This window comes from Dehalobacter sp. TeCB1, from assembly GCF_001707455.1.
GTDB classification, from domain to species: domain Bacteria; phylum Bacillota; class Desulfitobacteriia; order Desulfitobacteriales; family Syntrophobotulaceae; genus Dehalobacter; species Dehalobacter restrictus.
Genome location: NZ_MCHF01000035.1, coordinates 1 through 26,827, shown reverse-complemented (window position 1 = coordinate 26,827; position 26,827 = coordinate 1). Strand labels below are relative to the sequence as shown.

Here is a 26,827-nt window from a genome sequence, read left to right as displayed (position 1 = left end):
CCCCCTTAATCTAACAAAAATTCTTTAAGTTTATCTTCGGCCTTAACCGGGACATTAATTTTACGAATAGATTCATTTAAAATATTTTCAAGCATTTTTGCGCTTCTGAATTGTTGACGGAATAAGTGATTAAGAAAATTAGGATTATAATTCGCCATGTTTTCAAAATCAATCTCGTTTATTGTTTTTATAACATGACTAATCACATGTTTATGAATATAACAGTTATTTGGCTCCGGTTTATTCATTGAAGGATCAAATTGGATATTATCGTTATAACAGCCGGAATGACAAGAGTAAAAATAGTCACATTCTCCGCAATTTTGGAGCATTCTTCTTGTCCCTTCATACCACTTTTTATGGTTTGGATGTTTTATAATATCTGAAACAGATTCAACCTCAAAGATGTTTCCGAAACACAATCCTGTTTCTTCCGACCAATCACGGCCACAATGATAAATATCCCCGTCAGGCTGCACCGAAAACCAGTAATCCTTTCCGGCACAATCTGTAAAACTACACGAACCACCGGCATCTAAGGCCGCAATAAGGTATCTTTCGCAGATATCTGAACTTACCGGGCCTTGAACATCCCGAATCCAATAATCAAAGAATTCACATAGCTTTTCGGCGGCCAATTCACCATCTAAATTATAGGTTTTATTATTTTTATGAGCGGAGAAAATCAAATTCATCTTACAGCTCACTCTGAGCCGCTTAAAGTATTCATATTCCTCAATAAGCTGATTAATATTATCGTTTGTTATAATCATTATCGCCCCGCTGAAAATCCCGTTTTTTTCAGCGACTAATAACGAACGCATAAGATCTCCAGTGTTTTTTCTTGTTAAATGGTTTGTTAAACCATCAAAAGAGAAACCAGGGCGTACTTCCCATTTTTTGAGCATTTTAGCCTTTTCATCATCCAATAACGTCAAATTTGACTGCATATCAATTGATGCTTTTGGAAACTGTTCTTTGACCAACGCATTTGCTTCATCGTAAAAATCGTTGTCAACAAGCAGCGGCTCCCCGCCGTGCCAGATCCATTGTCCAACGTTTATATCCTTAAATACTTTAATAATTTGTTTTACAGTATCAACCGTTAATATATTTCCTTCGTCGGTCAAATTTTTTCTGTACATTACGTCATAACAGTAAGGACAATGTAAATTACAAGCATGCGTAGTTTTGATAATTAAAGTGGTACGCTCCGGATATTTGATATTTTCAACGGCATCCATTTTTTCGAATGAGATTTCTTTATTAAATAATTCAGGATGTCTTTCAAATTGCTTTAATGATGATGACACCATAAGGGACTCGTTATCATTGATTGCGTTTATTATTAACTCCGGATTCATACAGGGATCAATTGATCTGAAATTGGTTTTTCTTAGCTCCCTTTCATATCGGTTATTGTATTTTCTAAATTGGTACATTTCATCTTGAGATATTAAATCCATAGTTGCCTCCTATTTATATACCTTTAATTGTTTGAAAAGCTCAGTGTCTACTTTCCATTTACCATCATCCTGTATAAGTACAACTCTTTCCTGGCATTGAATAGTTGCATATCCTTGCCCCGGCCCTTGTGATAATTTGAAGTCCATTAAAAATTCTAAATATGCACCTGTTTGATTATTAAGTTCGGGGATCTTCTGAAAAAAGAAATCTACTAAATATAGAGATACTACCTGTTTTGTATCCTGTTTTTCAATAACCTCCGATTTATATTTAGTAAACCCATTGTCTAATTCATTTTGAAAACGGTTCGTAGTAAATTTACTCCCAGGCATTGTTGTCACTGACTCTAATTCTTTATAATCAACTGTTCTAAACTCATTTAACCATGCTGCGCAGGTCTTAAATATTTCAATTTCTTCATCTGTTCTTGCTGCATAATTGGCAATATCTACGTTTTCACCAAGACTTTTTAATGTTAAACCACTTGTACTATAAGCCTTTCCGGGGATACCTGAAGAAGAATTCTTTCCCCCTGTTTCCGAAGACTGTCCACACCCTGCCAAAAAAATAGCGAAAATAACAAAGGAAACCAGTAATAACTTTTTATAATTAGCCATTATGTTCCCTCGCTGGCGTATTCAATGGGATATTCTTATCCCCTACCTCAATATAAGTAGTAGATAGCATGTTTTTATTTTCAGGATCTTTCAAGCGATTTTCGTCTCTTATTATTTCCATCTTTTCTAACTGCATCAATACGGCAAACCGGATATAATCGTACTTATCCATCCCAATAGAGACACTGAACCCCTCAAGTCTTTGATTTAAGTTATCCGAAATATCAATTTCTAATTTAACCATATCTATACACTCCTTCTTAATATTTTCCATAACAGTATTATAATATAATACGTACTATATTACAACGCATTTGAATACAAAAATTGTAGTTAAATAACACAGCGTAATCAATATTGCCCCACCACCGGGAAATGATGGATTTTTTACTCCGGACGCAAAGTAATTATTATTTTCGCCTATTGAAAATAATGCAAACGAATCTAATTTTATATCATTGACCGTTTGGAACACTCCTTTGACGCGCACAGCCCGGAAGAAGAAATAAAAGAAAGCAGAAAACATAAAAAGAGCAGCGTTAAAGAAAAAGGCTCCCGGCGATAGAAATAAGCTCAAAGTTAATAGTAATTTGATATCCCCTCCCCTCATAGCCCGTTGGGAATAGACTAGTAAGAAAATTAGGAAAAGGAATAGAAAAAATATAACGTACATCACTGAGTACGTTTTAAAGTACAAAACATAGGCTAATCCAAGAAAAAAGCCGGGAATAGTGACCCAATTATATATTTTTCGTTCTTTCCAATCTGTAATAACGCTAATAATCAATATAACAAAAGGTATCATTTGCGCTATAGAATAAACCATTTATTTCATTCCTTTTATATTAAAATCAAGGCGATATTTTTAACGCCGCGTCTTTTGCTACCCGAATCGTCCAATAAGCTGTAGGGTCTACTAACTGCGATAATCCTCGGCCTACCCGTACTTCAATATAAACAACATAAGACGGTTGAGTAATTGAGTGGCCGTCTATCGGGCTTGTTGTTGGTAAAGAATCGGCATTATAGGTTTTATAGTAAAGAGTAGTTTTATCTACATATTTTACCGGCGATCCCGGAAGTGGATCTAAGTTATTATCTAAGGATAAATTTTTCTTAAGCATTTCCAAAAATGCTGCATCGGCCTGGGTTGGTGCTATAGCAAGAACACCCGTGTTTAATTTAGTTTGATCTATTTGCTGACTAGCTGCCAATGCCGCAAACTTAACGCTGTCAGTTATTCCTCGCTTCATGTTGATTGCGGTGTAATAATCTGTAGCCCACCCAAAAAGAGCAAGGAAGATACCTAAAAAGATCAATAATTCAACCAAACTAACGCCACGTTCATCCCTAATCAACTTTAATATTTTTTCCATAAAATCTCCTAATCCCTTAAGGTAAATATTGACTCATAATGGATTTTGTAACTGTCACCGTTTCTGATTTCGGTACAGGACTCCCGCTTGACCAATCTGTAAAATTACGCGGACCGGTAATTGATATTGTAATATACTGTCCGTATTGAATACGATTTGAATCGCTGCCCGTTCCAATGATGGTAAACAGATTATTTTCTACCCCGGTATGTTTTAATTGATCTAATATCAACGTTTTTACTTCTGTAGTTGTTCCTCCAACGATAGCAGCTCTTTCTAATCCAAGGTTGACAGCATTAACCATCGATCCTTGTAGAATATTCAAAAAGAACATTGAGAAAAAGGTGAAAAATATCATTATCCATAAGCCAAAGACGATGATATATGAGATTAAAGAAGATCCTCGCTCGTTATTCAAATTACTTAATCTATTCTTTAATAATTTCCACATAATATACTGTGCGGATAGTATGGAATAATATCATACTATCCGCGATCTCCTTTCTTCCTCACGGTGAGGAATATGAAACTTAGGGAGTAACAATATTTGTAACGCTGGTATTCATGCTTGTAAGCTTACCCCTGATCGTAACAAACAGGATCGATACGGCTGCTACAGTAGCCAGGACACCACCGAAGATCCAAATAATATTCTGAACAACTTCGCCACCTTCATCTTTGTAAAGGCTTTTCAATGTTTCTCTCATAATAAATAATCCTCCATCTTAATTAAATAATTCATAGGAACTAATCAGGGAGTAACAATACCGGTGACACCGGTATTCATATCTGTCAACTTCCCCTTGATCGTGACAAATAGTAGCGATACGGCTGCTACAGTAGCCAGGACACCACCGAAGATCCAAATAATATTCTGGACAACTTCGCCACCCTCATCTTTGTAAAGGCTTTTTAGTGTTTTTAACACAAGATAATCCTCCATATTAATTTAAGTTATACCCAGGTGCAATCTTTCTGAAAACTATAAACAAACTATCCTGCCCCTGGGCTGCGACAAAAATGATAAAATACAGCTAATAAAATGGCAAAGATACCACCTAAAATCCAAACATAATTTTGGATAATATCGCCGTATACGTCTTTGTAAAGGTTTTTTAATACTCCTATCACAAAAACATTAACCTCCTTCCTAATTTAACTCGCTCATTCCTGTCGAATCGCTTGTTACTTTATCTGTAATTGTTGCGTAGAGAATTGCTGCTATTCCAACGGTTGCTAAAATACCACCAAGCAATAATACAATTTCCCCGGTCAAATCACCCCCTTCATCGTGTAATAAACTAATAAGATGTTTTAAAATAAAGCATCCCCTCCCCTACATGACATTAGATAGACTTTGGTTTGCTTGCATAAGCAGCGGCACAAGAATAATAAGCGGAATCATAATAAACGGTATCGTTGTCAGGGCTTCTAAGACCATCTTTTTATTCTTATATCGTCTTACCTCTTTTAAGCCTTCTATATAGTCGATATCACTAGCACGGCTCGCCATATATGCCACCATGTTCGTGCTATCGATTGTTATTGACTGCATCAGTATATCCGCAAAGTTTTTAAACTCTTCTACATCTGTTTCTTTACTTAATTTAGCCAACGCGATTCTAGGCCCGCTTATAGATATATCCTGCAATAGTTTTTCTAGTTGCGGCTTTAACTTATTTGTGGAAAATATAGCTCCTTTTATTGAATCTGTGATCGTCTGACCGGCTTTACGGAAATCTATAATATAAGTCATAGCCTCGGATAATTCATTTGTTAAATCATCCTTATATTTTCTATATAAATACAAGAGAACGACCTTCGGTATTATTAAGCCAACAAGGAAACCAATAAAAGCAAGCCAGATGATAAGAATAAAATTACGTGATGCTATACCTGAAAAACCCAGAAGAATGGCAAAAATAAAAGGACTTACATCCTTAATTGTTTTGTACTCTTTATATCCAATCGATAAGGGGTTTCCGGGCTGTTTTAGAACTTCAAGTATATTATCTGTTTTATTCGCTCTGGCCTTCGGTTTTTTGTTTTTAACCTTTAATAATAAGACTTTTGCTTTTTTTTGGAATTTATTCCATAATGATTCATGAGTTTCCCTATAGGCGAGTACTGTGCTGCTGATTGTAGCTATTCTCTTCGTTGATTTAATATTGGTTTTAAAAAAAAATGTTAGGAATATAATAATTAAACCCAAGGATATCCCTATAGAATATAAAAATGTTAAATTCATATTACTCCTCCAATAATTAAGGAAATCTTATTAGCTCTTAATCATCCATTGATAAAAATTTTAAAAGTAAAGCAACCTCAATTATTACGGCTACTATAATGGCGTCTACATATAACGGCCCATATGATGATTGTCTTAGGATAGACATTGGCTCCGGCCAGAATAAACAAACAACAATGTAAGTCAAAACCATTATGCCGGTAAATACAATCGCTTTAGTAATGAGCGGGTTCATATCTTCTTTGATTGATTGTGCTCTATTTTTCTTTGATCTGATCTTATCGGTCAATCGGTACATAAGATCTTCGGTACTGCCGCCAGTTAATTTAGCCGATACGACAACATTATAAAAATCCATAAACGCACGAATATTAAGCAGTTTTGCGAAATCATATAATACCCTGTCAAAGCTTTTTCCACTGCTATTCACTTCACTTTGTATTTTCAAAAATAAAGACCGCATCTGAAAAGGCATAGCCTCTATTGAATCCCAAGTGGCCGCTTCAATATTATTACGGACAATATAATTGTTTAGAATTAAATTAAAGGCATTTAAAGCCTGTTTGTTTATTGCTTTACGGGTACTGTAATAAACGAGATTTAATAATATCCAAGGGGTTATAGCCCCAACAATTGTAATAATGATCGTACCTAAAACATTATATCTCACAAGAATCGCGACAGCGTCATTATTAACCACTTGGATCTTTTCTGAAAAACCGAAGAACGAACATATAAAAGCAAGGATAAAAAACAAAAGACACGATTGCATAAAAGTTGCGAATTTGATTTTTAGACCTACAACTTGCTTCCTCTGATTAAAAATGGCTCTAAGCTTACTCATAGAACCGCCATCTTTGTTTATCTTATACTGCAAATAATTAACTCGTTTAGAAATAAATCTCTGTAATTTCTTTTTCTCGGCGCTCCCCAAATACCAAGTAACAACGATAATTAATAAGCCTATACTAACGCCATAGCATAGATATAAACTCACTTTAACCACCTCTCTACTCCCTTGGCGTTCTTCCTGCCCTTGGCAATAAGTTTCTTAGCTAGTTTTCTACTGATAGGGTTAAAGATTGTATCCCCATTACTGTTTCTCGCAAATATATCTTTGATAAGGATATTGCTGTTATTGTCCAAATCCAGTTCGGCAATCTGTGTTAACTCGATTTTGTTATCAACTATTCCTAACTGAATAATAATGTCCACAGCGGTAACAATCTCATTATTGATCACTTTGTCGCTGACGTTTAAGATTGATTGAACCTTTGTCCTCAATTCCTGGCAACATGATTCGGCATCATAGGTGTGAATGGATGCCATTGTGTTTTGATGTCCGGAACGCATAACCCTTAACGTATACATTGCTTCAATCGGAAATCTGATCTCACCGACTAAAATAACATCAGGGTCCATCCTCAATACTTGGGGATATATTTCTTCAACACCGATAGGGTTATATTTTGTATCCCTTTCCAGCATTTCGACCACTTCAAGATCAGGATAGTATTTTTTAAGCTGTAACTCCGGGCCGTTTTCGATTGTGATAATGCGCAGCCCGCTTTCCGGATCACCGGTACCCTCATGTTCCGGAACAAGATCCTGAAGAATCGAAGCTAACGTCCGAATCATTGTTGTTTTACCGGTATGTGTTCCCCCACTTATGATGATCGTTGCCCCTGCTCTCACGACATCCTGAAGAAAATCAAGTTGCCGATAAGAATGTCCTTTATTTATGTTCTCATCGATAAACTCATCTTTTATAACTTCTACATTATCTTGTAAGGCCGTTTTAAAAGTCCCTATCTGTTCCATCTCGTCTAAGGAGAAGTTCTTATCACGGAACCGGCGAATATTCACTGTAATCCCAAGGCTTGGGACAATTGAGCTTTTATTGATTACAACCCTACTTCGATCCGGAAGCCAAGCATTGTCCACCATGGGGCTGCCTTCATTTGCTTCTGAATGACATGTAAGAAGAATCCGCTCAGTTATTTTTTCCAAATGCTTTATGTCCTTGAATTCAATATTCTTGGCCCGATACCGAATACCGTTCTTTTTATATGTTACTTCTTTTGGCCCATTGACACAGATCTCGGTTATGTCCTGATCAAGCAAGAGATCATGAATAACATCATAGCCAATAATATACTTATAAATCTCCCAGGCTATGTCCTCCACACTCATATCGGGAACATTAAGCTTCTGGTGCCGAATAATATCTTTTATAATATCAAGGATCTCATTTTGGCAATCCCCAAGCCCATAAATCGCGTCGTTTAATAATTTCTGGTGTTTTTCTGTTAATATTGACTGTACAATTCTTGTGGCTTCATAAAGGTCTTTTCTGGTATCAATCGTATTATTATTTTTTTCAACGGTTTGTGTAGAATTTATTCTCATTCTTTATTTGCCCCTCCTACTCAACGTAAAAAAACAGAAATAGAGTTATGTGCCAAATCTTTTTATGGGCAGTCTAAATACCTTTTTAGGCTTCCCTACGGGTTCACCATTGTTGAGCTTAGTTAATATTTTTTCTATTGCATAGTTAACATTTCTTATACTTGACAGTGATCCTAAAGTGACCGTTAAATTGTCATACTTATCTTTAGGAATGGCCGGTATCGTGCCAAGTAATGACAGCCCTAAGTTACTTTCTATTTTATTTTTCGAGTAAGCTGCTTTATCGGAGTATTGATTAATTACTAAACTAAACTTCGCGATATCCAATTTTCGTGCATAGAGATTATTGAGCCATTTGGCTGTATTCTCGATAGTGTTTCGGTTTTGGTCAACAACAGTAATCACCTTCGTAGCCATTTTCAGCGAAATATCTGTAGGAACTAAAAGAGTATCGCTTTGAACGTCAATAAAAAGGATATCGACAATTTGGGATAATTCCGAGATAATCGTCTGAGCTTGGATTGTCCCTAATTTATCGATCAATTCCGGGTTTCTAGTCAAGCCTGTCCAGCATAATAAATTCGAAATATCTTTGGATATATAAGCGTTTTCCTCAAGTAATTTCCGGTAAGCAAAGTCATCCTGCCAGGACTTTAAAATGTATTCAATAGAGCTGTTTTTATCTTCTAATTCAAGAAACAGATGAATACATGGCGTTAAAACCGCAAAATCCAGCAGACCAATTTTTAAACCTGACTCCTTCGCCATTTTTTGAGCAAGATTTAAAGAGAGTGTCGTTTTACCAACACTCCCAACACTCCAAAGGGTAATGATTTGCTTGGTTTTATTCATTCTCTTTTACCTCCAATTAAATACCTTTTGTAACATCTGATGTTTCTGATTTTGAACTTTGTATTTCTAAAAGATTCAATACAAATGTGCTTGATACGCTCATGTTAGATTTTTCAATATACTCATTAATGTTATAAAAATTATTTGATTCCTGACTGCGCTTACCCAAAGAAAGCGTTCCCATTGATTCTGCTTGTTTTAATACTAAGAATTGTCTAGGTGTGACCTTCGCAATGATTTCCGAAGGGATACCGGCAACTTGGCCGTTGCCAGTTATACTTGAACCCGAAGATTTATTAATATAGGGCGAATCTACCGAAGAAATAATATTACCAGCCGCATCTGCCGTAGCTTCTATAAAAAGATTAGTAATAACATATCCGGTTAAGGGTGTGCTTGCTTGTTTATTGGCATCAACCGTCAAAACAACATCGACAGTCTGGCCGTATTGCGCTAAACCCGCAATAGAGCCATTGTAATCAACTTTGAAAGAGATTAAACGTGAATTTGAGATAGGTGTTTTTGCATTTTGTTCTACTTTATCAACTCTAACCGGATCACCTTTTTTAAGCGGCCAGTTAAGCGTTTTACCTGCAACCTGTGATATATTTGAGGCCACACCATCTGGAACGCTCTCGCGCGGAACATTTTGGACCGTTAATTGCTGTTGTGAAAGGGCGGTATCCTCCGGTATATTTGTAGCAGCATAAACGACCGGCATTAAATCCTTTGCATTATTCCATTGTAAATACAGACCAATTCCACTCCCTAAAGCAATAATTAAACCAACGATAAATAATACTTTTCTCAAAATAAACACTCCTTAAATAATTGTTTTACTTTTTAAAACGTGAAATAAAACTCTTTTTGGAATTCTTTGTAATCCAAAGTGAATCCAGAATCTTACTTAAAGAATCCTCTACCTCTTTTCCTTCGGAGGACAGTATAATTGGTTTCCCTTTCATATGAGACTCAAAGCCGCCTGGAAACATTGGTGGAATAACTGCTGCCGTATTTATGTTTAATAATGAACTTACCGATTCCGGGGAAATCAATTTTGATGCCGTATAAAAATTTAAAATTACCTCAAATTTACCAAGATTTATTCCTGCTTCAGAAAGTGATTTAAGCTCCTGTGATAAAGCAGCCAACTTCGCAATATTTGGCGTAACCACTACAAAAACCTTACTCGCTTGTCTCATATTATTTATTAGATCATTATTAATGGCCGAAGGGTTATCTAAGAGAATAAAGTCAACCTTATCTCGAAGTTTTTCTTTAAAAAGCCCTACATCTAAGTTTTTTGGTTTTACAATTGAAGGCATAGAAGCAAATACAAATAAATTCTTAATCGGTTTAAAGGCATGATCTAGAATATCCTCATCCATACTATTTTTTAATAATATTTCCAAGCCCTCATGATTTTCTTCTATCTGGAAGAATGAAAACAGTTCAGAATTATTTAGATTACCTTCTATCAGAGCTACCTTAGAACCACTTTTAGCTAACTTCACGGCAAGATTAACAATAAAGAAACTTTTACCTGAAGAGTCCCAACCCCAAGAAAGCATTGTCTCTTTTAAACCATTTTTCATAATTTGGACTATATCATTTTTCATGATTTGAATTACGTTTTGTTCTTGGCTGTCATGATACTCTTTACTCTTAATTTTATTCGTTTTTGATTGGACCTGGCTCTCCGGATTATCATTATCAATAATCCACCTTACAGCTCTTTTGTAAGATGAAGGATCTTTCAAGGAATTTATTAGTAATGGAGCAATAGCAAGGTTATCCTCTATAGATTCATCAGCCGGGGCAAGAATGTCATATATCCCCATAGAAACAAGCGAATGTAATAATTCATTCCCTGGCTCAAAAAAAGGCGCAATAATTATAATTTGAGTCCTATCATTCATAATGCGATAATTTTTTATAGATCTTAAGAATTCTTTCTGGCTCTGTATGGCCGTAATATCTATTATCAAATGCTTAATAGAAATACGGTTTATTTGCTCCATTTCATCCGTAAAGTCAATTTCATCCTGAATTTTACTAAATACAATATGTTCTTCAAGAGAACTAATAACCGAACTGATTTCTTCCCAATACTTAGGTCTACAAATTACTGCATACATTTTTTCACCCCTATTATAAATTTACGAATATAAAACCTTTCACTTAAATAGAAAAACCGCCTGTTAAGGCGGTTGATTTAAGGCTATTATTATTTTTTCAGGTCTAGTAGTTTTTTTATTATTTCTGGAGTTTTCAGATTTGAATTTATAAATTCTTTCCAGGGATCTGAAAAAGATACAAATGTACGTAATTTTGGCAATATAGTAGTATGTGAATCGGTCAGTTTTAAATAAATATCTTGCGGTTTTGATCTTGAGAGTGCTAAATATATATAACCCATACCACCAGGCAAGGGTACTTTTTTTCCTTCCATAATTCTATCTTTCGAAACCTTTTCATAAGATTCAAAAGCTTTTTTTACAGTTGCAATTGTAAGCCCTGAATCCTCTGCTATCTCTGATAATAATTGGGATTGATGGATACTACGAAGCTTATTCATTTTTAACCTCAATCATTAATTATCCTCCACAATTATATATTAAAAGTAAAGCAAAAAAAACCCTCTTTATTAAAAGGGTCAATATATCATCAACCAATGTCGATTTATGTTAAAAAAGCGCGAAAAGGTTTAAAAAAATATCGAATATGTCCGGACACACCGGTATCTTAGCGTGGAGTTTTCAATCCATACTTATGTTGAGTTTCTTTATGTTCTTTAGCAGAAGATTTTTTGTTTTCTTGTGAAAAGACCCATGATAAATTGCAAGCACCCAATCCACTGTTTTTACAAGCTACAGGTGGTAGATCCGGCATTGGAATATCAGGCCGTTCATACAAGTAATCTAATTCCTGTCTAAGTTTTCTTTTCTTTAAGTAATATTGTGCATCTGTTTGTTTTTTATTGGCCTTTTTTTCATCTGCTGATAAGAGCCTCGGGGATGTTTTTATGTTATATTGTTTTGCAAGTTTATAAACAGCTTGAAGAGATAAATTGAATTTATTGGAGATTTCTTCCACTGGTTTACCTTGTTTTAAATCACTTAATATTACTACGGTTAATCCTTTCAAATAACCACCTTCTTTATTAGTTTGAACTTATGTTATAATTATAACACTGGTTTAAACCTGATACAAGGAAAAAACCTCCATTTATAGTTAATCAGTCTTTTTTTATAAGACAATCTAAAAACGCTTTAGGGTCCCCTGTTTTTCGAACCTTTTCTAATTGTGCATAGGTAAGCGTACGCATCATATCGGATAAACTCAATCCTCCATATAATTTAGATGCAATTTGCTGTAGTTCTATATAATCATCTTCGGGTAGTTTAAAATTACATGTTGCTTCTTTTTTTTTATCCTTTCTATCATCCATTAAACCAAAATCCTCCCTTTATCCTATATAAATTAATGTACATTCATTTAATGTCTATTTGATACTATTTATAATACTCACTTTTATTTCACCATTTTCTTTATCAACCTGAATATCAACCGGCTTGTTATCTTTAATAGAAAATTCGAAGGTGGTTGTATTATTCACTTGCTTTATACTATCCGGAACCAATTCGCAATCGAGTATGCTTTTATCAATATATGTATGGATATAATATTGAACTTTCTGTTTTATAGTCTCTACTTCAGCAAATTTAAAATATGAATATAAAGGTTCTATATTTTGGAAATACATTTGTTCTTTATCATAAACTTCTGTCTCTCTTATATCATTTGGAACCTCAGATTCAATAATTGTATTATTATTTGAACCTACTTCATTATTGAATTGAGCTATCTTAGCCTCGTTTCTTTTATTTTCTTCTTTTGATACGATACCAGGAAGAAATAGAGCAATACTACCAGCAAGTATTATCAAAACAATTAGAATTATATTTTTTCTCATTTAATCCTCCTATGGTCTAAATATCCAAAAAGGACTACCATTTACCCCACCATTTGTACTACTTTCATTCATAATTATTGCCAGATCCCAAGCTTGATTTGTTCTCTTTACACTTACAGGATCATTTATTAATACTTTACCGTCCTCAGTTAAACCCCGTAATACCATAAAATGTCCTCCACTGGTAAAATGTCCTCTCCCCATAGCAACAATTACGGGATAACCCTTACTTAGTGCTTGTACAATCGCTTCAGGATTCATCCTACTCACAGCCTCAACACTAAGCCCATAGTTTGCACCACCGGCAGTCATTAAGGCCCAAGCTGAACCTGCCCCTTCGATCCTGTAACCATTTACAACGGACCAATCAGCGACACTTTTAGGATTAATATCACTTCGGCCCGTAAGACCGGCAACCACCATAGCTAAAGATGTAGGTCCACACCCTGAACTGGCGATCGTGCCAACTTTACCATAACTGTATGCACCCCAACGCTTGTCCGTCTGGTTAAAATATGGGATATTAGCATTACCTGGGGGATACTCCTGGAGTTGGCTTAAATCTATATCATCATAAAGATTCAAATGTCCTTCAATATCTGCTGCAATAATCGTGTTATAAATATTTTGTGCCATTTTGGTTTGAAAATCATCAAACCCTAATTCTTTTATTACTGTATTAAATGGTTTTGTTGTAATAGATATTTTCGCTCGATGTTTCGTAACTTCTACAGTGTAGGTATATTCTTGCTCATTGCCATCTTTATCTGTATAAGAACCTGTACGTAATTCCTGTACAGTATAGGTTTCTACAGTTACATTTCGAATTGGGAATTTACTAGCCATTTTTAGAATATCTGCTTGATTGGCTTTTTTAAAATCCTGTTGAAGTAATACAGAATCCAGAGCTATTAAATGCTGCCATGATAGATCAAATGAATAGGATACAACGATATCATCACACCATGAGTATTCCTTTTTTGCTTGGTCAATCCAATCTAAATTTTCCTTATTAAGGGTATCAGGGGCAGCCTGATAAGTTAATACAAGCTCATATTGTACTTTATCTATCTCTCCGTTTTTACCGCTATCTAACAATATAGTAGGAACGCTAACGGCCAAAACAATAGGAGTTGCAAAAAACAATATAACTACCATTAAGGGCACAAGAACTATCAGCAATATATTTCTAAAACCTTTTTCCGGATCAGTAAACAGGTTTAATATAATCTTTTGTATAAGTTTTTTCGCTGCAATTCCTATTATTGGAGCTGCCATAAAATCACCTCACCGCCAATTATTTAAAATTCTTTAATTTCCTCCTCCTTTACCAAATAACTCAAATTCAAAATCAGCAATTTCTACTTTTGCATGGACACGTTTTGAACCAGCAATAAGAATACCGGCACCCCTTCTCTTTTTTAATAAAACATCTTGCTCTGCATCTGTTAAGTCCATGAGTTTTGTAAGTTCCTCAAGATTCTTACCGTCTGTGCCCATAAAGAATTTAAAACAAGGATTATCTAGCAATGCTTGTCCATGTCTTCTAACTGCGGGATCTAAGAAGTCAACAACCGAATGTGAAATTACTCCCAAACCACCTTCATATTTACGAATACGTTTACTTACATTTCTTAAAAATTGAAGGGCTTGGGGCACTTCAGGATCAACAAGAAGATAAGCTTCGTCAACAATTAACAAAACTCTTTCCTCTCTATTCTTAGACAACTGATTCCAGGCCCAAGTCAGGATATTAAAATATTGTGTTGTTTTTATTTGCTCATCTGCTTCTTGTAAATCGTGAGTATCAAGAACAATAAAATCATTTTTAGCCTCAATTGTTGTATGCCCGTTCCATAAACTTGCATCTGCTCCTATAGCAGCTCGGCGTAACAACAATGAAAGCTTTTCATATTTATCTCTTTTGCGGTCTGAAATATCTGATAGATTAAGTTTTTCTGACATAAGGTTATATAAATTCTCCATGATCGGATACTGTTCATTTGGAATCTGTGAAGTATCTGTATCCCAAGTTATCCCATGTTTTAGATAAAGTTCCTCTAATGATTCTTCAAGAATAGCTTGGTCCATATCATCTAAATTCTTAAGATATAATTTAAAAAATGTCCGGTCAATCTGGAAATGAAGGGCTAAATTACCCATCCCTTTTCCTTCATCTTTAAATAAACTATTTTCCTTCTCTTCTCCCTCATCATCTTTAGGTACTTCTTTTACTTGCAAAGGATTGATTCTGCCACCAACACCACCGCCACAATTAATCCATTGGCCAGCAAGATTATTACATAAGTCCCTGTATTCTCTTTCAGGATCGATAATAATAATCTTAGTCCCTAAAGCATATTCATTTGCAATAATATGCTTTGCTGTAGCAGATTTACCTACCCCCGGAACTCCTAATAAAGTCCAATTACTATTTGTCCTATCACCGCCACGCATCCAGGTATCGAGAAGTATAATTCCTCCCTGGTTGTCCTTTCCAAAAATCCATCCCGTACCATCATTGATTCCTGATGAATTAAAAGGATAAGCCCCTGCTATCGTGCTTAATGGCATATTTCTACTTGCCATGTCTTTTATACTTTGAGGGCATATACCATAAGGGGAAACAGCAAGCAAAGCATCCTCCTGCTTAAACATTGCAACCCTACCCCTCATTTTTGAACCAGCTAAAGCACTTTCAATTTTTCTGCTCTTTCTGTCTAATTCTTCTGTATCACCAGCAGATATCATAATTACTATAGTCACATAAAAAACATTCTCTTGTTCCTGGTCAATTTTACGAAGTAATGTATTAGCATCCCTGTATTGTTGTTCTGCACGTTGCATCATTAAAGCAGATCCACCATTATTTATTCGACCAGCAATTTCACCGATGCTCTTTGATATATTTTCAGTAAGCTTTGATGAATTTGTAGGAGTAAGATGAATAGAACAAGTAACCCCTTCCATATTTGCAATTCTAGATAACCAACCGATTCTTACCTTTGATGGGTAATTCCTAATAACAATTACTCTACTAAGGTTTTCCCCATAGTAAAAATCTTTTGCCCGGAATTCTATTGCCATAGGAGTAATGATATCTAGAATATGATTATTTACTGGGACCTTAATATCTTTTTTCGTTTCTTTTTGTTTTTCTTTTCTTATCGCCATGATAAACCCTCCTATTACACATCTAATAATGGAGCTAGGGACAATTCCAACTCATTACGCTCAAAACTTGCTTGTACAGGATTAGCGAATAAAGCCAGAACAGCAAGTAATTCATCGTCATTGCAAACATCTACCGAAAGACCAGCTCTACCTAGCTTATCTCTTAATTCAGTAGTACGATTGCCAAGTTCTATTTCAGCATTCTTATCCACTGTGCTGGCAAGTATTAAATAGAATCTTCTTTCCATTGTTTCACCGCTACTTGCCGTTAAGGAAGCCTGTTTAATAAATTTCTTTAGCAGTTTTCGTCTAGTGAAGTCCTGTTCGATCCTTGCTTTATCCTGTAACCAATCAAGATAATTATTTAAATCGACCGGCCGGCCGATACAAAAGAATTGCATTGCTTTATTTTCTCCGTTAAGTTGTTCGGCCAGAGCTTCGACCTTATTCTTTTGTTCTGTATCGGATAATAATTCAAGGTTTTGAGGCCAAATACGGATCATCGAAACTAATATTGTATCTTTTCGGTAAATTATCGATCTATTTATATCCGCAACAGGTATCCAATCTTGAGCTGTTTTTTCACGTTTTTGACGTGTTATTTCCTCCTGAGAAATAGCTTGTTTATTTTTCTTTAGTGAAGGAACATTCATACTTAATCCTCCGTTCCGGGAACAATTTTATAAAGATACCTTTTTTGCTTTTCCTTGAATAATTTAGCACTTTTCAATGTATCTAAGAGATTCATACCACTCGTTGGATCTCTTTTTACAATAAAGAAGGCTGCCACCGTGGGGATAACAATTATAAACATTCTCACACCTATAGAAATAAATGGTAATAATCCTAACAGAAACGATAAAATAACACCTACAATACAGGCCAATACAATTGATCCTAATTCGAACCACCCCAAACCGGGAAAAAATTCAAATCTTGTCGTAACATTGGCCGGAATTAAATATTCTGTAAAAGAATTCTCTTGATCAAGGCTGCTCATTTATCATACTCCCCTACATGTAGAAATTCTTAATAATTGTAATTAGGCCACTCAAACATAATCCTACAATAGCCCCTTTTATTGTTTGTTTTATTCTTAAATTTCGTGATGCGGTTTCATCCTCATCTGTAGTAAATGTTTTCATAATAGCCTGATAAGTGATCATAAACCCTGCACCAACGATAATAACTGCATATAACCATGTAATCCAATTTGAGAGATAACTTATTGCTTCCATTTCTATTCTCCTTTAACGGGCCAGCATTCTCCTCATCATGTACATAGATCCAGCCTGTTTCACTCCACCGCCAACGGCCCCGGTAAAACCTGAAGAATAAGCAAATTGCTTAAGGAAAGCAGGAGATTTTAAAGCGATCCAGAGCCACCCCAAAACTAAGAGCAGCCCATTTGCAGATATTTCATTAGTCATAAGAGAAAAGGCACCCTTAACCATAAATATTTGTACCGCTTGAGAAACGCAAATAATAATTACCTGTTTAAACCAACTACTCCATAGATCCTGATTATTCGATGTAATATTTAAGGCCAATATAGGGCCTATCACCGCCATAAGAGCTAATTCAGCCCCCCTAATCATTGTTTGGATACCGATTAGTAACAATATTATCGCCATACCAAGGCCCATCAAAATAATTACCATGCTCATCGTTCCAGGACTCTTTAGGAATATACCCCAATCTTCTAAACCCATTTTACCTGTACTTAAATTTGCTACATCTGTAGCTACTTTAGTTCCAAAAATGAACAATTGGGGTAATATCCACGGTAATGTAGCTACTATTGCAACAGCCTGGCCGGTTCTAATTAACAATCCCCCTGGATCTGCTTCAGGATCACCATTTTGATGTAATATATAGGTCTGGAAAGCTTCGTTCATTGTCTTTAAGACTAAAACTACAAAAGCTAATCCTTGAGCATAATGTATGCCATTTTGAACAAAAGGCAACTGAAGAACATCCGTAGATGTACTCATGATATTTACTAAAGTGGTTGCAAAAAAGTTAATAATTTGGTTGAATAAATTTTCAAAAAAGCTTTGGACCGCACCACCTAATAAACTAGAAAAATCAAACATTCAACCATCCCTTTTCTTGAAGTTAAGACGCTTTTTTAAGCATCTTTTACATAATCAGCTATAGAAACCTAGAATTATCCTGGCTAATCCGCTTGCGGTTGTAGCGATAGCAGCCCCAATAAGTACATTTTTCATAAGACGATTTTTTTCCGCAATGATAGCCTGATCCTCAGACATCGATTTAAGCCATGCTTGATATCCAAGGAATAATCCCGAACCCACAGGGATTAAACCTGTAAGCCATGACGTTGCTGCTGTAAATAAAGCCAATGTACCAGAAACTAATTTAGGTTCATCCGCATAAACCGGCAAGGCGAATGACGAGATAACAAGCCCAAGAATCAATATAGATTTAATACGAGATACCAATACTCTTTTTTTAGACATCTTAATTCCTCCTAAAATTATAAAAAGTCTTTTTCATATTCATCCGATTCGTTCATTTCATTGTCTAGACTTAACTGTGTACCATCATCATTACTTTGAATAAATTCCCCCCCTTCAGAATCCGAAGATTCGCCCATATCAGGCAGCCATATCTTAACATCTTCAAGAATTCTCCTTGGTGTTTGGTCCCATCTTTTTTCTAGAATCTGTCTCGCATTCTCCATATCCACATCCTTATCTCCGGTACTCGAAAAACCAAGTTCACTATTCGCACTCCACAAGGATAAATCGGGTAATGGATATCTTGCAGGAAATTCACTTATAGGCAATATTAAACTCTCATTAATATTCCATCTGAGAACTTCATCCGGAAGTAGTAATGCCCTTTGAGCTAACCCGACCCCGTGACTCATACTGTGTCCCTTTGATTGGATAGAGCTACTTGCATTTTCAGTTTCCACCGTATATTTGCCTGTTTTTTCACTTATAAGTTTCGCTGTATCTACATCGGCAGTTTTTAAATATATCCAATCATGGCAGTTACCCGTGATTGTTTGGGCATTTTCCTTATAAAGCTTCTTAATTTGAGTAATATCCTGAATGGCTAGAGTGAATCTAATCCCACGGCCACCGGCAACGGTAAGCTTTTTATCAAAGTCTGGTATTGGAGGCAAATTACCAAATTCATTCAAAATTATATTTACACGTCTTGGAATTCTTCCCCCACGTTGGTTAGCAAGCTCTACTAAAGATTGATATACCTGGTCAATATATAGAGTTGCAAGAACGTCTCTTGTACTGATTTCGTCTGGTATAATTAAGAATACAGCCGTTTTTTCGATCCCAATATCTGCAAATTCATGGTCTTGCTTTGCTGTCATATCAGCAATATTAGGATCTGTGAAAAGTCTTAAACTCGATAATACTGTAGTAAAAAAACTCGCCCTCATTTTATAAGGAGCAATAGAAGCCACCGCGAAGGCTGCCTTTGCCGGATGTTTTATTGGTAATCGATTCATATATTCCAATAATGGAACGAATTCAAAACCGTTAGGAGTTATAACCGGTTGTCCATATAAAGCCAATAAATGATATACCGTTGCCATATGCCTCTGAAATTTAAACTCACTATTAAAAGCCGTTAAAAGAATTAATGCTGCCAGGGCACTTTCTTGACCATTTTGCCAGATAGGCTGATCCCCTTTGCCGAAGTTTTGTTTGCCAATAATATTTGAAATATTCCAAGCCAGTTCTGAAGCCTTGGCAATATCATTATTATCAACTGCTTTATTTACTTGATTTAACATATTCCACTGATTTCCTAAAGCTGGATCTCGAAGATTGAGAGCAATGACTTTATAACCTTTACTTTGTAAATAATCTCTTGTGGTTATGTAGCTTTCACCTTTTGGATCACCTATTATCATGCTTTCCCCGGCTTTTGCAAGTTCCCAAATAGTAGGCATCAGGATTTTCCTATCTTTTCCGGATCGAGTTGCCCCTAGAATCAGCGTATGACGATCCTCTTTATTCAACCATACCTTTTCTTTCCCACCTTTTGATTTTTCCATACCGAAAACTATTCCACCCTTATTATTTAAAGGCATTTCGGTGTACCAAACATTTACAGTCTCATCCATTTCATTTTTGTTTTGCCACCGGCTTGTACCATGTTGCCCGGTCCCGGCAGGTTCCGGCCCCCCGATCCCGTCTTTTATCCTGTTTTTCTTTTTTAAACGATCCACATTCCAGGTTATCCAAATTATAAAAGCAGAAACAGGAAGTTGCAGAAACAAAAATAGTTTTAAATAATCAGGCTGAGAAAAGAGATCTTTAATAGCTCTTACCAATCCGTAATTAAACCATAGTGTTGGGGCATTAACGAAATCCTTAACAAAAAAAGAAGGAAATTTAATAATCCAAGGTAAAAGTAAAACGTCCAATATAATAACAACGATAACTGATATTGTTCGTATTCTAATTGATTTATCAATTTCTTTATTAGATAGAGTAGCCAAAATTTACCTCCTTGAAATAGAAATAGCGTTGCCAATAGCAACGCCTGAAAATAAAATAACCCTCTAGGCGACTCGGCTATCATAGTGTTTCCACCTTAGACCCGAAGTTTTGCGTCCCTGGCTTTCGCCAAGTTTGCTATTAACTGAAAGGCTTGTATTCTGTTAGGTTGATTACAAAACGTAATCAAAATAATATAAAACTTATTATCATTATTTACCAAATTGCTACAAATTTACAAACGCAGATTTGGCCTTATACTCAAGATATTAGCGTTCTAACTCATCTTCTCTAAATAATGCGCTTCTATCCTTACTTTTCCTAATTTTTTCTATTTCGGCTTCTTTATTTCTAAGCCCTAATTGCTTACTCATCCGATCCTTCATAAATTCAGCTTGAGCTTCTTGCTGCATTCTTTGTTTTTCTAACTCTCTCCATACACTTTTCCATAAATCATTTGCCATCGTAGCTGCTCCGATGCCATGCTGGTTAAATGTTTCCCAATTCTCCCCTTTATACATCCACTTAGGAATATCTTTATCCTGTACTCCAAGTGCCAAAAAAGTTTCCTTCCATTCCTTAGTAGAAATAACTGTTGATTTGCCCCACTGTTTATTTTCTAAGTATTTCTCATATGCTTCATCTGAGATATCATTAATTAGCTCCGTGTTTATATTAGAATTCGATCTAATATTCCAACTATGAAGCATTTCTTTAACCTGCTCAAACCCAATTCCGGATACCAATAAGATTGTAGCCAGATTCTTAATTGGTTTATCTACAATATCCTGAACATTACAGAAAGACCTAATACTTTGATAATTAGTCTCTACTTCAGCATACGCATTGTTGAGATACTTCCCCGTTAACATTCTGTTGTTATTACGTTCAATCTTTCCTACATCCAATTTATTTTGTGTCCGATCAATAAGTTTAACAATGTCATTCGGAAGATTACTCGTTCTCACTGTCTTATCTTTTTTACTTATTGCAACGTCTTTCATATATTTATAGTAACGTTCGGTCACCTGATAACTCATGCCTGTTTGCGTTATTAAGCCAAGCTGCTTTAAATATGTGAGACTTTTCCGTAAGAGATTTCTTTGAGGAATTAATAAATCTTGTCTTTTTTCTATACCGGTAGCATTTAATTTATATTCTCCCTTTGCGCCGGTCAAATAATTACCCTTTTTAAGGTTATCTAATCTCCTGATTAAATATTTAAAAGTTCTTTGTGCTTCCAGATTGAACATATTTTTATGTAGAATACCTTTTAATGCTGCCTTATTCAAACTCCCACCTTCTTTATAAACCTGATAAAGTAAGTCCTTTATATCCCGATAGACAGGATTGATTATCAAACTTCCGGATTCATCCCGAATAATATAGCCTTTCTCATATTGCTCCTTAAAATTACCCATCAAGGGAACTGCTTCCTCATCGGATAACCCTTTAAGAGACTCTAATAATTCGCTTCCTGTCTCACTCTTAATAAATTTATCAAATCTATTAAGACTTTTTCCAAGAAATTGCCCTTCTTCGGTACAAGATAAATTCCCGGTTGAATCCTCGACAATGAAGTGCTTTACTATTTTTTCCAAGGATTCATCTTTAGATTCCAATAAATACTTAAGTCTTTCATATACTTTGTCGGCCTCTTGGTTGACAATCTCCTTCTGAATAGTTTCCTTTAGAGAATCAAGTGTCAAAAGGCCCTCTGGAGCTTTATCTATATAACCTAAAGTCACGTTTGCATCATAACGGGTAAATTCCATTTGCACGGGAATATGAAGTTCATCTATTGCTTGATCTGTAAATAGATAAACACCCTTTTCCTTGTCGTACTCAAAATATTTTTCCATTTCATCAGTAAAAGAATATATGCCGGTTGCTTTATCATATTCAACGAAGCCATTGAGCACTAGCTTTTCAATTCTTTTTTTAAGATTCTCAAGCTCATCTTCAGCCTTACTTTCATTTACCTCAGAATTTTCATCTGTATATTTTTTATAGATATTATCCTCAAGTTCATTAAATGTAATTCTGTTATGTTCTCCAAATTCTTTTCGAACAATAGTATCATATTTCCCGATCTTAAACTCATCCGGATCTTTATCATACAGACCACCAAAAATATCTTGATTATCTAATAATTCATGAAATGTAAATGAAGGGGGTCCTTCACCTTCCTTCTCGTTTTTTCCCAGCATTTTCAGGATTTCTTTTTCAGCTTTATCAAGACTCTTCACTGAAAGTATTTCTTCAATACCTTTATTTGTCAGACAATAATATTCACTGCTGCCGTCCTCAAAATCGATTTCTTTTTTTATGAAACCGGAATCCTGTAAGCTTAATAACCTTTTTTCCAATTCTAAACTGTCTAATCCAATAAGCTTTTTACCTTGTTGAAAAGCGTCCAACTCTGATAGTTCATTCATTTTTGCAACCGAAAGATAAAAGTCTATTTTCTTTTGGGACGATAATTCATTCAGATTAATTCCATTACCACGAATTTCATTTATTAAAGCTCCTAATGATTGTTCCGGATAATGAATATCTTCTTTCTGAAGGTAAGATTTTAATACATTTAAAATATCATCATCTGTGTAATCGGATCTCATCATCGTTGATATCGCCAAAGCTAATACCTTTGTTCTTTCAGGCATAAGATCAATCGCATAATACATATTTTGAATAAAATCTACAGCCTTTAAAGAAAGTTCTAGGTCAGCATATAAGAAACTATCTTTTTGCCACTCTACAGCTCCTTTTAAGATCATCTGACATATCCTATCTCGGATATCATTATAAGCATTCTCCCTGGCCTTCTGGATTGCGTCCTCCTGGCCAGTATACATCTTAGTTAGTTCTTCTGTAGACTTCAAATTTTTTTCTAATGAAGCATTAAATTCAGGCTGCCTTAATAGGTAATCAGCTATTGCCCGGACTTCTTCTTTAATGTCCTCGGGCATAAATTTTAAAGCTACTCTTCCTTTTCCTGGCATCTTATCAGATAAGTCTTTAACCATAAGGATAAGTTTTTGTTCTTGCTCATTATATAACTTTGGAGAGACACCTTCCAAATTCATATCTCGAATAAATGTTTTTAACTCATGCCCGGATGTACGGACATCCTTCATAATTCTAGAAATATGACTTATATCATCCTGGGCAAGATCCCGAATTAAATCTCTCATAATATTTTTTTCATTCATAAGCTGGAATCTTTCTTCTTCAAAAATCTCATCAGTTAAAAGCTTACGTATTGTGGTTAATTTATTTCCTGATATTATCCCAATAGTTTTTTGAGGCTCTTTTTCCCACATCATTATATGAGCATGGGGATGGCCCTTCTCCATATGTACAGCTCCGACCCATCTTAGATTAGTTATTGGTATCCCCATCTGGTTAGCCATATCGGGAATTTTCTTACGTAACATATCTTGCCATTGATCTTTTTTAAGATATCCAAGGCTAATTGCATCTTCTTCTCTCAAAGAAACAATTCCACGCCAAACGAAACTTTCCACTTTGGATATTTCATCTTGAATTGCACCAGGTTCTTCTATTCCATCCGGGCCAAATAAACCATGTGATCTTGGTCGCTCATCAATATAACGAACATAGCTCTCATCACTGGACCCTTCAGGCGCAATATCCTCAATTCCTTTTTCAAGCTCTCTCTTTAAATCAGATTCCGTTATAGTTTTATCAACCCCGGATCTAGTAGCAATATATTGAACATGACTAACATTTTTACTAACAGTATCTTTCAAATTTGGATGTTTGAAGGACATTTTAAAAATAACTCTGCTCATATTATCATCCCTCGTATTTAAAGGGCAGAACCATATTCCACCCTTCGTTTATATTACAACCATTACTTTATCAACTTAAAATTTCTCCATAAACAATTCCCTTTAAAATGCACTCTGCAATATCCAACCTTTTTAAATAAATTACTTCTTTCTAGTGCGTTAATTACAGCATGGTTTCTGTCTAAGGGATGCTTTTGTTTTAATTCTGCTCTGGCAGCACACTCCCCAAGTAATTGAACATCCCCAAAATTTATTATATTATCAGTTAATTCATTTTTTATTAAAATATCTTTCATGTGCGCTGCAATGGTCTTTTTCATATAAACTCCATTAGAAATAATTACTCTATTTCTAAATCAATTTTACTTTTCATGTTTTGGCCTTGGCTAAGTTCTCTACTACTATCAAGATTAAGATCATTTATCTGTAAGGTTCTTACTTCTTGCATAATATCAGACACTAACTTGAAACGGCCATTATATTCTGTAATCACTTCTGAGTTAGGACCTTCTGAATCAATAAGCTTTCCATATTTTTCATAGATCCTTTTAATTTCTATAACCGGAATAAATTCTTTTTTAAAGGTTTTAAATTCAGGTTGTATTAACCTCAACTTGTTCAGATTTTCAAGTAATGTCATAGAAGCTTTTTTTATACCGGGAAATTCATCTAAGTAACACTGTTTAATAGAATCCACTATATGATCTCTGTAAACTTTTTTAAGACCATTATAGTCATTATAAAATGACCTAATATAAGCCTCAAAAAGTTCTTCTTTATTCACTTGACCATAATTTATACTGTACCCGGCTTGATCGGCAAGACATCTAACAAACTCTCTTGTTGATCTACCGTTTCCCTCCCTAAATGGATGAATAATATTGATCTGTCCAGAATAATATGCAAGTCTATTACAGAAGAAATTAATATCTAATCCTTTGAGAAAGTTTTCATTTTTAAGCTTATCAAAGATGTCCTTCGCCAATGGCTCAATATCTTTAATGAGTGTAAATTCAGAGCTTCCCTTACCCATATCTACCTTGCGAAGATCACCAGCCCAATCATAGACATCTTGAAAAATATACTTATGAATATTCTTTAAATGCTCTAAATCAAATTGCCCCTCGATCGGATTTGCTTCCAGCTTTGATAATCGAGCAAAGGTTAATCTTCTTTCGTAGAAATATAAGATTTCATTTTCTCTTATATCCAGTTTATTAATTAATACATCTGAACCAGGATAAAAATAATCACTCCACTTCATTTGGCATACCAGCTTTCAATCTATTAAACAATTCTTCTTCCGTAATTTCTCCCGAAAGATGTTTCCTCACTAACTCCTCCTCTTCTTCAGTTACCTTAAACCCTTCGATAGCCATTGAAGCTTTAGAGTTCATAATAATCTTATTGATTTCCTTAGAAGTCAAATTCACAAGTATACCCTCCTTTAGTAAAATAACTATATACCTATCTATGTATATATCTAGGTATATAATATCAATATAATTAATTAGATTCTATTTCCTTTTCTAATAATGAATAATCCCATTCCTCTGTAGTAACTTTCATATATTCTGCTGCTTTTTTTCTAGCACTTTCATACATAGGCCGTACATCTTTCCTTTTCTCTGTAGGAACAATATCCATCAATGCCTGCACATTTAAAAAAGCCGCTGTCGCACTCATATGGCCTGACTTTGCAGATAATTTTGCAAGACGTTCTACATGAGGCTTAACTACTATTTCCATTTGTTGTCTAACAACTCTAGAAATAAGATCAGTGTTTTCATCTACCCAATCTGAAGCCAAACCCTTTTTTATTAAATTTCTTGATACTTCTGCCAAACTGGAATCTGTATTTTTTACTATATCAGTAAGGATATTATAAGTTTCATCATCGACACAAACACTAAAACGCTTAAAAGCCACTTTTCCCTACTCCTTTATAATTTACTGTTAGTTTCACCACGAATAATCCTTATATATCAGTATTATATAGAATATTATACCAATCAATTCACCATATATCAACGTATTTTTTGCAGTATTCACCACTATATAAAGTATTGATGTTTCCGGCTTTGCCGGAAATCTGTGTTAGGCGGTTCACCGCCCTTATCCTGCCTTTTCTCCAAAGCCGTTCTTTCGGGTTCCCTTTCCCCAGGTCATACTAATCCTGCCTTTTCTCCAAAGCCGTTCTTTCGGGTTCCCTTTCCCCAGGTCATACTAATCCTGCCTTTTCTCCAAAGCCGTTCTTTCGGGTTCCCTTTCCCCAGGTCATACTAATCCTGCCTTTTCTCCAAAGCCGTTCTTTCGGGTTCCCTTTCCCCAGGTCATACTAATCCTGCCTTTTCTCCAAAGCCGTTCTTTCGGGTTCCCTTTCCCCAGGTC

33 protein-coding genes and 1 riboswitch are annotated in these 26,827 nt (G+C 35.2%); all 33 genes read right to left on the bottom strand.

What is annotated here, in order from left to right; translation table 11 throughout:
• Window positions 1–5: 5 nt before the first annotated feature.
• Window positions 6–1,466 carry a radical SAM protein gene (locus tag A7D23_RS09660; protein ID WP_068883631.1) on the bottom strand — a complete coding sequence of 487 codons (1,461 nt, stop codon included), beginning with the start codon at window positions 1,464–1,466 and terminating at the stop codon, window positions 6–8.
• A gap of 9 nt (window positions 1,467–1,475) precedes the next feature.
• Complete coding sequence (locus A7D23_RS09655; RefSeq protein ID WP_068883629.1) at window positions 1,476–2,084, bottom strand: hypothetical protein; 609 nt, start codon at window positions 2,082–2,084, stop codon at window positions 1,476–1,478.
• On the bottom strand, window positions 2,077–2,328 hold the full coding sequence (locus A7D23_RS09650; RefSeq protein ID WP_068883627.1) for a hypothetical protein: 252 nt from the start codon (window positions 2,326–2,328) through the stop codon (window positions 2,077–2,079). The genes A7D23_RS09655 and A7D23_RS09650 overlap by 8 nt, the downstream gene beginning before the upstream one ends.
• Before the next feature lie 54 nt (window positions 2,329–2,382).
• Window positions 2,383–2,889 (bottom strand): A24 family peptidase, encoded by a 507-nt coding sequence (locus tag A7D23_RS15615; RefSeq protein WP_083221896.1) that lies wholly within the window; start codon window positions 2,887–2,889, stop codon window positions 2,383–2,385.
• A gap of 46 nt (window positions 2,890–2,935) precedes the next feature.
• Window positions 2,936–3,460 (bottom strand): hypothetical protein, encoded by a 525-nt coding sequence (locus tag A7D23_RS09640; RefSeq protein ID WP_068883625.1) that lies wholly within the window; start codon window positions 3,458–3,460, stop codon window positions 2,936–2,938.
• 16 nt (window positions 3,461–3,476) lie between these two features.
• Window positions 3,477–3,764: a hypothetical protein gene (locus tag A7D23_RS09635; protein WP_068883623.1), complete on the bottom strand. Its 288-nt coding sequence runs from the start codon at window positions 3,762–3,764 to the stop codon at window positions 3,477–3,479.
• 226 nt (window positions 3,765–3,990) lie between these two features.
• Window positions 3,991–4,167: a hypothetical protein gene (locus A7D23_RS16070; RefSeq protein ID WP_176714408.1), complete on the bottom strand. Its 177-nt coding sequence runs from the start codon at window positions 4,165–4,167 to the stop codon at window positions 3,991–3,993.
• Between the two features lie 44 nt (window positions 4,168–4,211).
• On the bottom strand, window positions 4,212–4,388 hold the full coding sequence (locus A7D23_RS16065; RefSeq protein ID WP_176714407.1) for a hypothetical protein: 177 nt from the start codon (window positions 4,386–4,388) through the stop codon (window positions 4,212–4,214).
• 65 nt (window positions 4,389–4,453) lie between these two features.
• Window positions 4,454–4,591, bottom strand: a complete 138-nt coding sequence (locus tag A7D23_RS16060) for a hypothetical protein (protein WP_176714406.1) — start codon at window positions 4,589–4,591, stop codon at window positions 4,454–4,456.
• A gap of 19 nt (window positions 4,592–4,610) precedes the next feature.
• Complete coding sequence (locus A7D23_RS16570; protein WP_282432015.1) at window positions 4,611–4,736, bottom strand: hypothetical protein; 126 nt, start codon at window positions 4,734–4,736, stop codon at window positions 4,611–4,613.
• A 60-nt stretch (window positions 4,737–4,796) separates the two neighbouring features.
• Window positions 4,797–5,708, bottom strand: a complete 912-nt coding sequence (locus A7D23_RS09630) for a hypothetical protein (protein ID WP_068883621.1) — start codon at window positions 5,706–5,708, stop codon at window positions 4,797–4,799.
• 37 nt (window positions 5,709–5,745) lie between these two features.
• Entirely contained in the window at window positions 5,746–6,714 is a 969-nt protein-coding gene (locus A7D23_RS09625; protein ID WP_242871515.1) for a pilus assembly protein TadB, read from the bottom strand.
• Window positions 6,702–8,117 (bottom strand): ATPase, T2SS/T4P/T4SS family, encoded by a 1,416-nt coding sequence (locus tag A7D23_RS09620; protein WP_068883619.1) that lies wholly within the window; start codon window positions 8,115–8,117, stop codon window positions 6,702–6,704. Before A7D23_RS09620 ends, A7D23_RS09625 begins: the two co-directional genes overlap by 13 nt.
• Before the next feature lie 45 nt (window positions 8,118–8,162).
• Window positions 8,163–8,969: a hypothetical protein gene (locus A7D23_RS09615; RefSeq protein ID WP_068883617.1), complete on the bottom strand. Its 807-nt coding sequence runs from the start codon at window positions 8,967–8,969 to the stop codon at window positions 8,163–8,165.
• Between the two features lie 16 nt (window positions 8,970–8,985).
• Window positions 8,986–9,780 (bottom strand): Flp pilus assembly protein CpaB, encoded by a 795-nt coding sequence (gene cpaB, locus A7D23_RS09610; RefSeq protein WP_068883615.1) that lies wholly within the window; start codon window positions 9,778–9,780, stop codon window positions 8,986–8,988.
• A gap of 25 nt (window positions 9,781–9,805) precedes the next feature.
• Complete coding sequence (locus A7D23_RS09605) at window positions 9,806–11,107, bottom strand: hypothetical protein (RefSeq protein ID WP_068883613.1); 1,302 nt, start codon at window positions 11,105–11,107, stop codon at window positions 9,806–9,808.
• A gap of 89 nt (window positions 11,108–11,196) precedes the next feature.
• Entirely contained in the window at window positions 11,197–11,547 is a 351-nt protein-coding gene (locus A7D23_RS09600) for an HU family DNA-binding protein (protein WP_141690662.1), read from the bottom strand.
• A gap of 167 nt (window positions 11,548–11,714) precedes the next feature.
• Window positions 11,715–12,116 (bottom strand): helix-turn-helix domain-containing protein, encoded by a 402-nt coding sequence (locus A7D23_RS09595; protein ID WP_068883609.1) that lies wholly within the window; start codon window positions 12,114–12,116, stop codon window positions 11,715–11,717.
• 91 nt (window positions 12,117–12,207) lie between these two features.
• On the bottom strand, window positions 12,208–12,420 hold the full coding sequence (locus A7D23_RS09590) for a hypothetical protein (RefSeq protein ID WP_068883608.1): 213 nt from the start codon (window positions 12,418–12,420) through the stop codon (window positions 12,208–12,210).
• Window positions 12,421–12,474: 54 nt separating this feature from the next.
• Window positions 12,475–12,945: a hypothetical protein gene (locus A7D23_RS09585; protein WP_068883606.1), complete on the bottom strand. Its 471-nt coding sequence runs from the start codon at window positions 12,943–12,945 to the stop codon at window positions 12,475–12,477.
• Window positions 12,946–12,954: 9 nt separating this feature from the next.
• A complete protein-coding gene (locus A7D23_RS09580) occupies window positions 12,955–14,223 on the bottom strand; it encodes a C39 family peptidase (RefSeq protein ID WP_068883604.1) in 1,269 nt (422 codons plus the stop codon).
• A 33-nt stretch (window positions 14,224–14,256) separates the two neighbouring features.
• Window positions 14,257–16,119 carry an ATP-binding protein gene (locus A7D23_RS09575; protein ID WP_141690661.1) on the bottom strand — a complete coding sequence of 621 codons (1,863 nt, stop codon included), beginning with the start codon at window positions 16,117–16,119 and terminating at the stop codon, window positions 14,257–14,259.
• Between the two features lie 14 nt (window positions 16,120–16,133).
• A complete protein-coding gene (locus A7D23_RS09570) occupies window positions 16,134–16,772 on the bottom strand; it encodes a TraC family protein (protein WP_068883601.1) in 639 nt (212 codons plus the stop codon).
• A gap of 2 nt (window positions 16,773–16,774) precedes the next feature.
• Window positions 16,775–17,119, bottom strand: coding sequence for a PrgI family protein (locus A7D23_RS09565; protein WP_068883599.1), 345 nt, complete (start codon window positions 17,117–17,119; stop codon window positions 16,775–16,777).
• A gap of 13 nt (window positions 17,120–17,132) precedes the next feature.
• Window positions 17,133–17,357 (bottom strand): hypothetical protein, encoded by a 225-nt coding sequence (locus tag A7D23_RS09560; RefSeq protein WP_068883597.1) that lies wholly within the window; start codon window positions 17,355–17,357, stop codon window positions 17,133–17,135.
• A gap of 12 nt (window positions 17,358–17,369) precedes the next feature.
• Entirely contained in the window at window positions 17,370–18,215 is an 846-nt protein-coding gene (locus tag A7D23_RS09555) for a conjugal transfer protein TrbL family protein (protein ID WP_068883595.1), read from the bottom strand.
• 54 nt (window positions 18,216–18,269) lie between these two features.
• Window positions 18,270–18,602, bottom strand: a complete 333-nt coding sequence (locus A7D23_RS09550) for a hypothetical protein (RefSeq protein ID WP_068883593.1) — start codon at window positions 18,600–18,602, stop codon at window positions 18,270–18,272.
• A gap of 17 nt (window positions 18,603–18,619) precedes the next feature.
• Complete coding sequence (locus tag A7D23_RS09545; RefSeq protein WP_068883591.1) at window positions 18,620–20,620, bottom strand: VirD4-like conjugal transfer protein, CD1115 family; 2,001 nt, start codon at window positions 20,618–20,620, stop codon at window positions 18,620–18,622.
• A gap of 63 nt (window positions 20,621–20,683) precedes the next feature.
• Window positions 20,684–20,768, bottom strand: a riboswitch (cyclic di-GMP riboswitch).
• 119 nt (window positions 20,769–20,887) lie between these two features.
• Complete coding sequence (mobP3, locus tag A7D23_RS09540; protein WP_068883589.1) at window positions 20,888–24,436, bottom strand: MobP3 family relaxase; 3,549 nt, start codon at window positions 24,434–24,436, stop codon at window positions 20,888–20,890.
• 62 nt (window positions 24,437–24,498) lie between these two features.
• Window positions 24,499–24,756: a hypothetical protein gene (locus A7D23_RS09535; protein ID WP_068883587.1), complete on the bottom strand. Its 258-nt coding sequence runs from the start codon at window positions 24,754–24,756 to the stop codon at window positions 24,499–24,501.
• A 20-nt stretch (window positions 24,757–24,776) separates the two neighbouring features.
• Entirely contained in the window at window positions 24,777–25,700 is a 924-nt protein-coding gene (locus A7D23_RS09530) for a Fic family protein (RefSeq protein WP_068883585.1), read from the bottom strand.
• Entirely contained in the window at window positions 25,687–25,869 is a 183-nt protein-coding gene (locus A7D23_RS09525) for an antitoxin VbhA family protein (protein WP_068883583.1), read from the bottom strand. The genes A7D23_RS09530 and A7D23_RS09525 overlap by 14 nt, the downstream gene beginning before the upstream one ends.
• A 73-nt stretch (window positions 25,870–25,942) precedes the next feature.
• A complete protein-coding gene (locus A7D23_RS09520; protein ID WP_068883581.1) occupies window positions 25,943–26,365 on the bottom strand; it encodes a hypothetical protein in 423 nt (140 codons plus the stop codon).
• Window positions 26,366–26,827: the final 462 nt, after the last annotated feature.

Bases quoted from the DNA above. Each gene is read 5' to 3' on its own strand.
- A7D23_RS09530 (WP_068883585.1), bottom strand. From the start codon at position 25,700: ATGAAGTGGAGTGATTATTTTTATCCTGGTTCAGATGTATTAATTAAT.
- A7D23_RS09600 (WP_141690662.1), bottom strand. From the start codon at position 11,547: ATGAATAAGCTTCGTAGTATCCATCAATCCCAATTATTATCAGAGATA.
- A7D23_RS09560 (WP_068883597.1), bottom strand. From the start codon at position 17,357: ATGGAAGCAATAAGTTATCTCTCAAATTGGATTACATGGTTATATGCA.
- A7D23_RS09585 (WP_068883606.1), bottom strand. From the start codon at position 12,945: ATGAGAAAAAATATAATTCTAATTGTTTTGATAATACTTGCTGGTAGT.
- mobP3 (WP_068883589.1), bottom strand. From the start codon at position 24,436: ATGAGCAGAGTTATTTTTAAAATGTCCTTCAAACATCCAAATTTGAAA.
- A7D23_RS09650 (WP_068883627.1), bottom strand. From the start codon at position 2,328: ATGGTTAAATTAGAAATTGATATTTCGGATAACTTAAATCAAAGACTT.
- A7D23_RS09635 (WP_068883623.1), bottom strand. From the start codon at position 3,764: ATGGTTAATGCTGTCAACCTTGGATTAGAAAGAGCTGCTATCGTTGGA.
- A7D23_RS09550 (WP_068883593.1), bottom strand. From the start codon at position 18,602: ATGTCTAAAAAAAGAGTATTGGTATCTCGTATTAAATCTATATTGATT.
- A7D23_RS16070 (WP_176714408.1), bottom strand. From the start codon at position 4,167: ATGAGAGAAACATTGAAAAGCCTTTACAAAGATGAAGGTGGCGAAGTT.
- A7D23_RS09615 (WP_068883617.1), bottom strand. From the start codon at position 8,969: ATGAATAAAACCAAGCAAATCATTACCCTTTGGAGTGTTGGGAGTGTT.
- A7D23_RS09565 (WP_068883599.1), bottom strand. From the start codon at position 17,119: ATGAGCAGCCTTGATCAAGAGAATTCTTTTACAGAATATTTAATTCCG.
- A7D23_RS09555 (WP_068883595.1), bottom strand. From the start codon at position 18,215: ATGTTTGATTTTTCTAGTTTATTAGGTGGTGCGGTCCAAAGCTTTTTT.
- A7D23_RS15615 (WP_083221896.1), bottom strand. From the start codon at position 2,889: ATGATACCTTTTGTTATATTGATTATTAGCGTTATTACAGATTGGAAA.
- A7D23_RS09640 (WP_068883625.1), bottom strand. From the start codon at position 3,460: ATGGAAAAAATATTAAAGTTGATTAGGGATGAACGTGGCGTTAGTTTG.
- A7D23_RS09535 (WP_068883587.1), bottom strand. From the start codon at position 24,756: ATGAAAAAGACCATTGCAGCGCACATGAAAGATATTTTAATAAAAAAT.
- A7D23_RS09660 (WP_068883631.1), bottom strand. From the start codon at position 1,466: ATGGATTTAATATCTCAAGATGAAATGTACCAATTTAGAAAATACAAT.
- A7D23_RS09570 (WP_068883601.1), bottom strand. From the start codon at position 16,772: ATGAATGTTCCTTCACTAAAGAAAAATAAACAAGCTATTTCTCAGGAG.
- A7D23_RS09620 (WP_068883619.1), bottom strand. From the start codon at position 8,117: ATGAGAATAAATTCTACACAAACCGTTGAAAAAAATAATAATACGATT.
- A7D23_RS09590 (WP_068883608.1), bottom strand. From the start codon at position 12,420: ATGGATGATAGAAAGGATAAAAAAAAAGAAGCAACATGTAATTTTAAA.
- A7D23_RS09580 (WP_068883604.1), bottom strand. From the start codon at position 14,223: ATGGCAGCTCCAATAATAGGAATTGCAGCGAAAAAACTTATACAAAAG.
- A7D23_RS09655 (WP_068883629.1), bottom strand. From the start codon at position 2,084: ATGGCTAATTATAAAAAGTTATTACTGGTTTCCTTTGTTATTTTCGCT.
- A7D23_RS09575 (WP_141690661.1), bottom strand. From the start codon at position 16,119: ATGGCGATAAGAAAAGAAAAACAAAAAGAAACGAAAAAAGATATTAAG.
- A7D23_RS09605 (WP_068883613.1), bottom strand. From the start codon at position 11,107: ATGTATGCAGTAATTTGTAGACCTAAGTATTGGGAAGAAATCAGTTCG.
- A7D23_RS09630 (WP_068883621.1), bottom strand. From the start codon at position 5,708: ATGAATTTAACATTTTTATATTCTATAGGGATATCCTTGGGTTTAATT.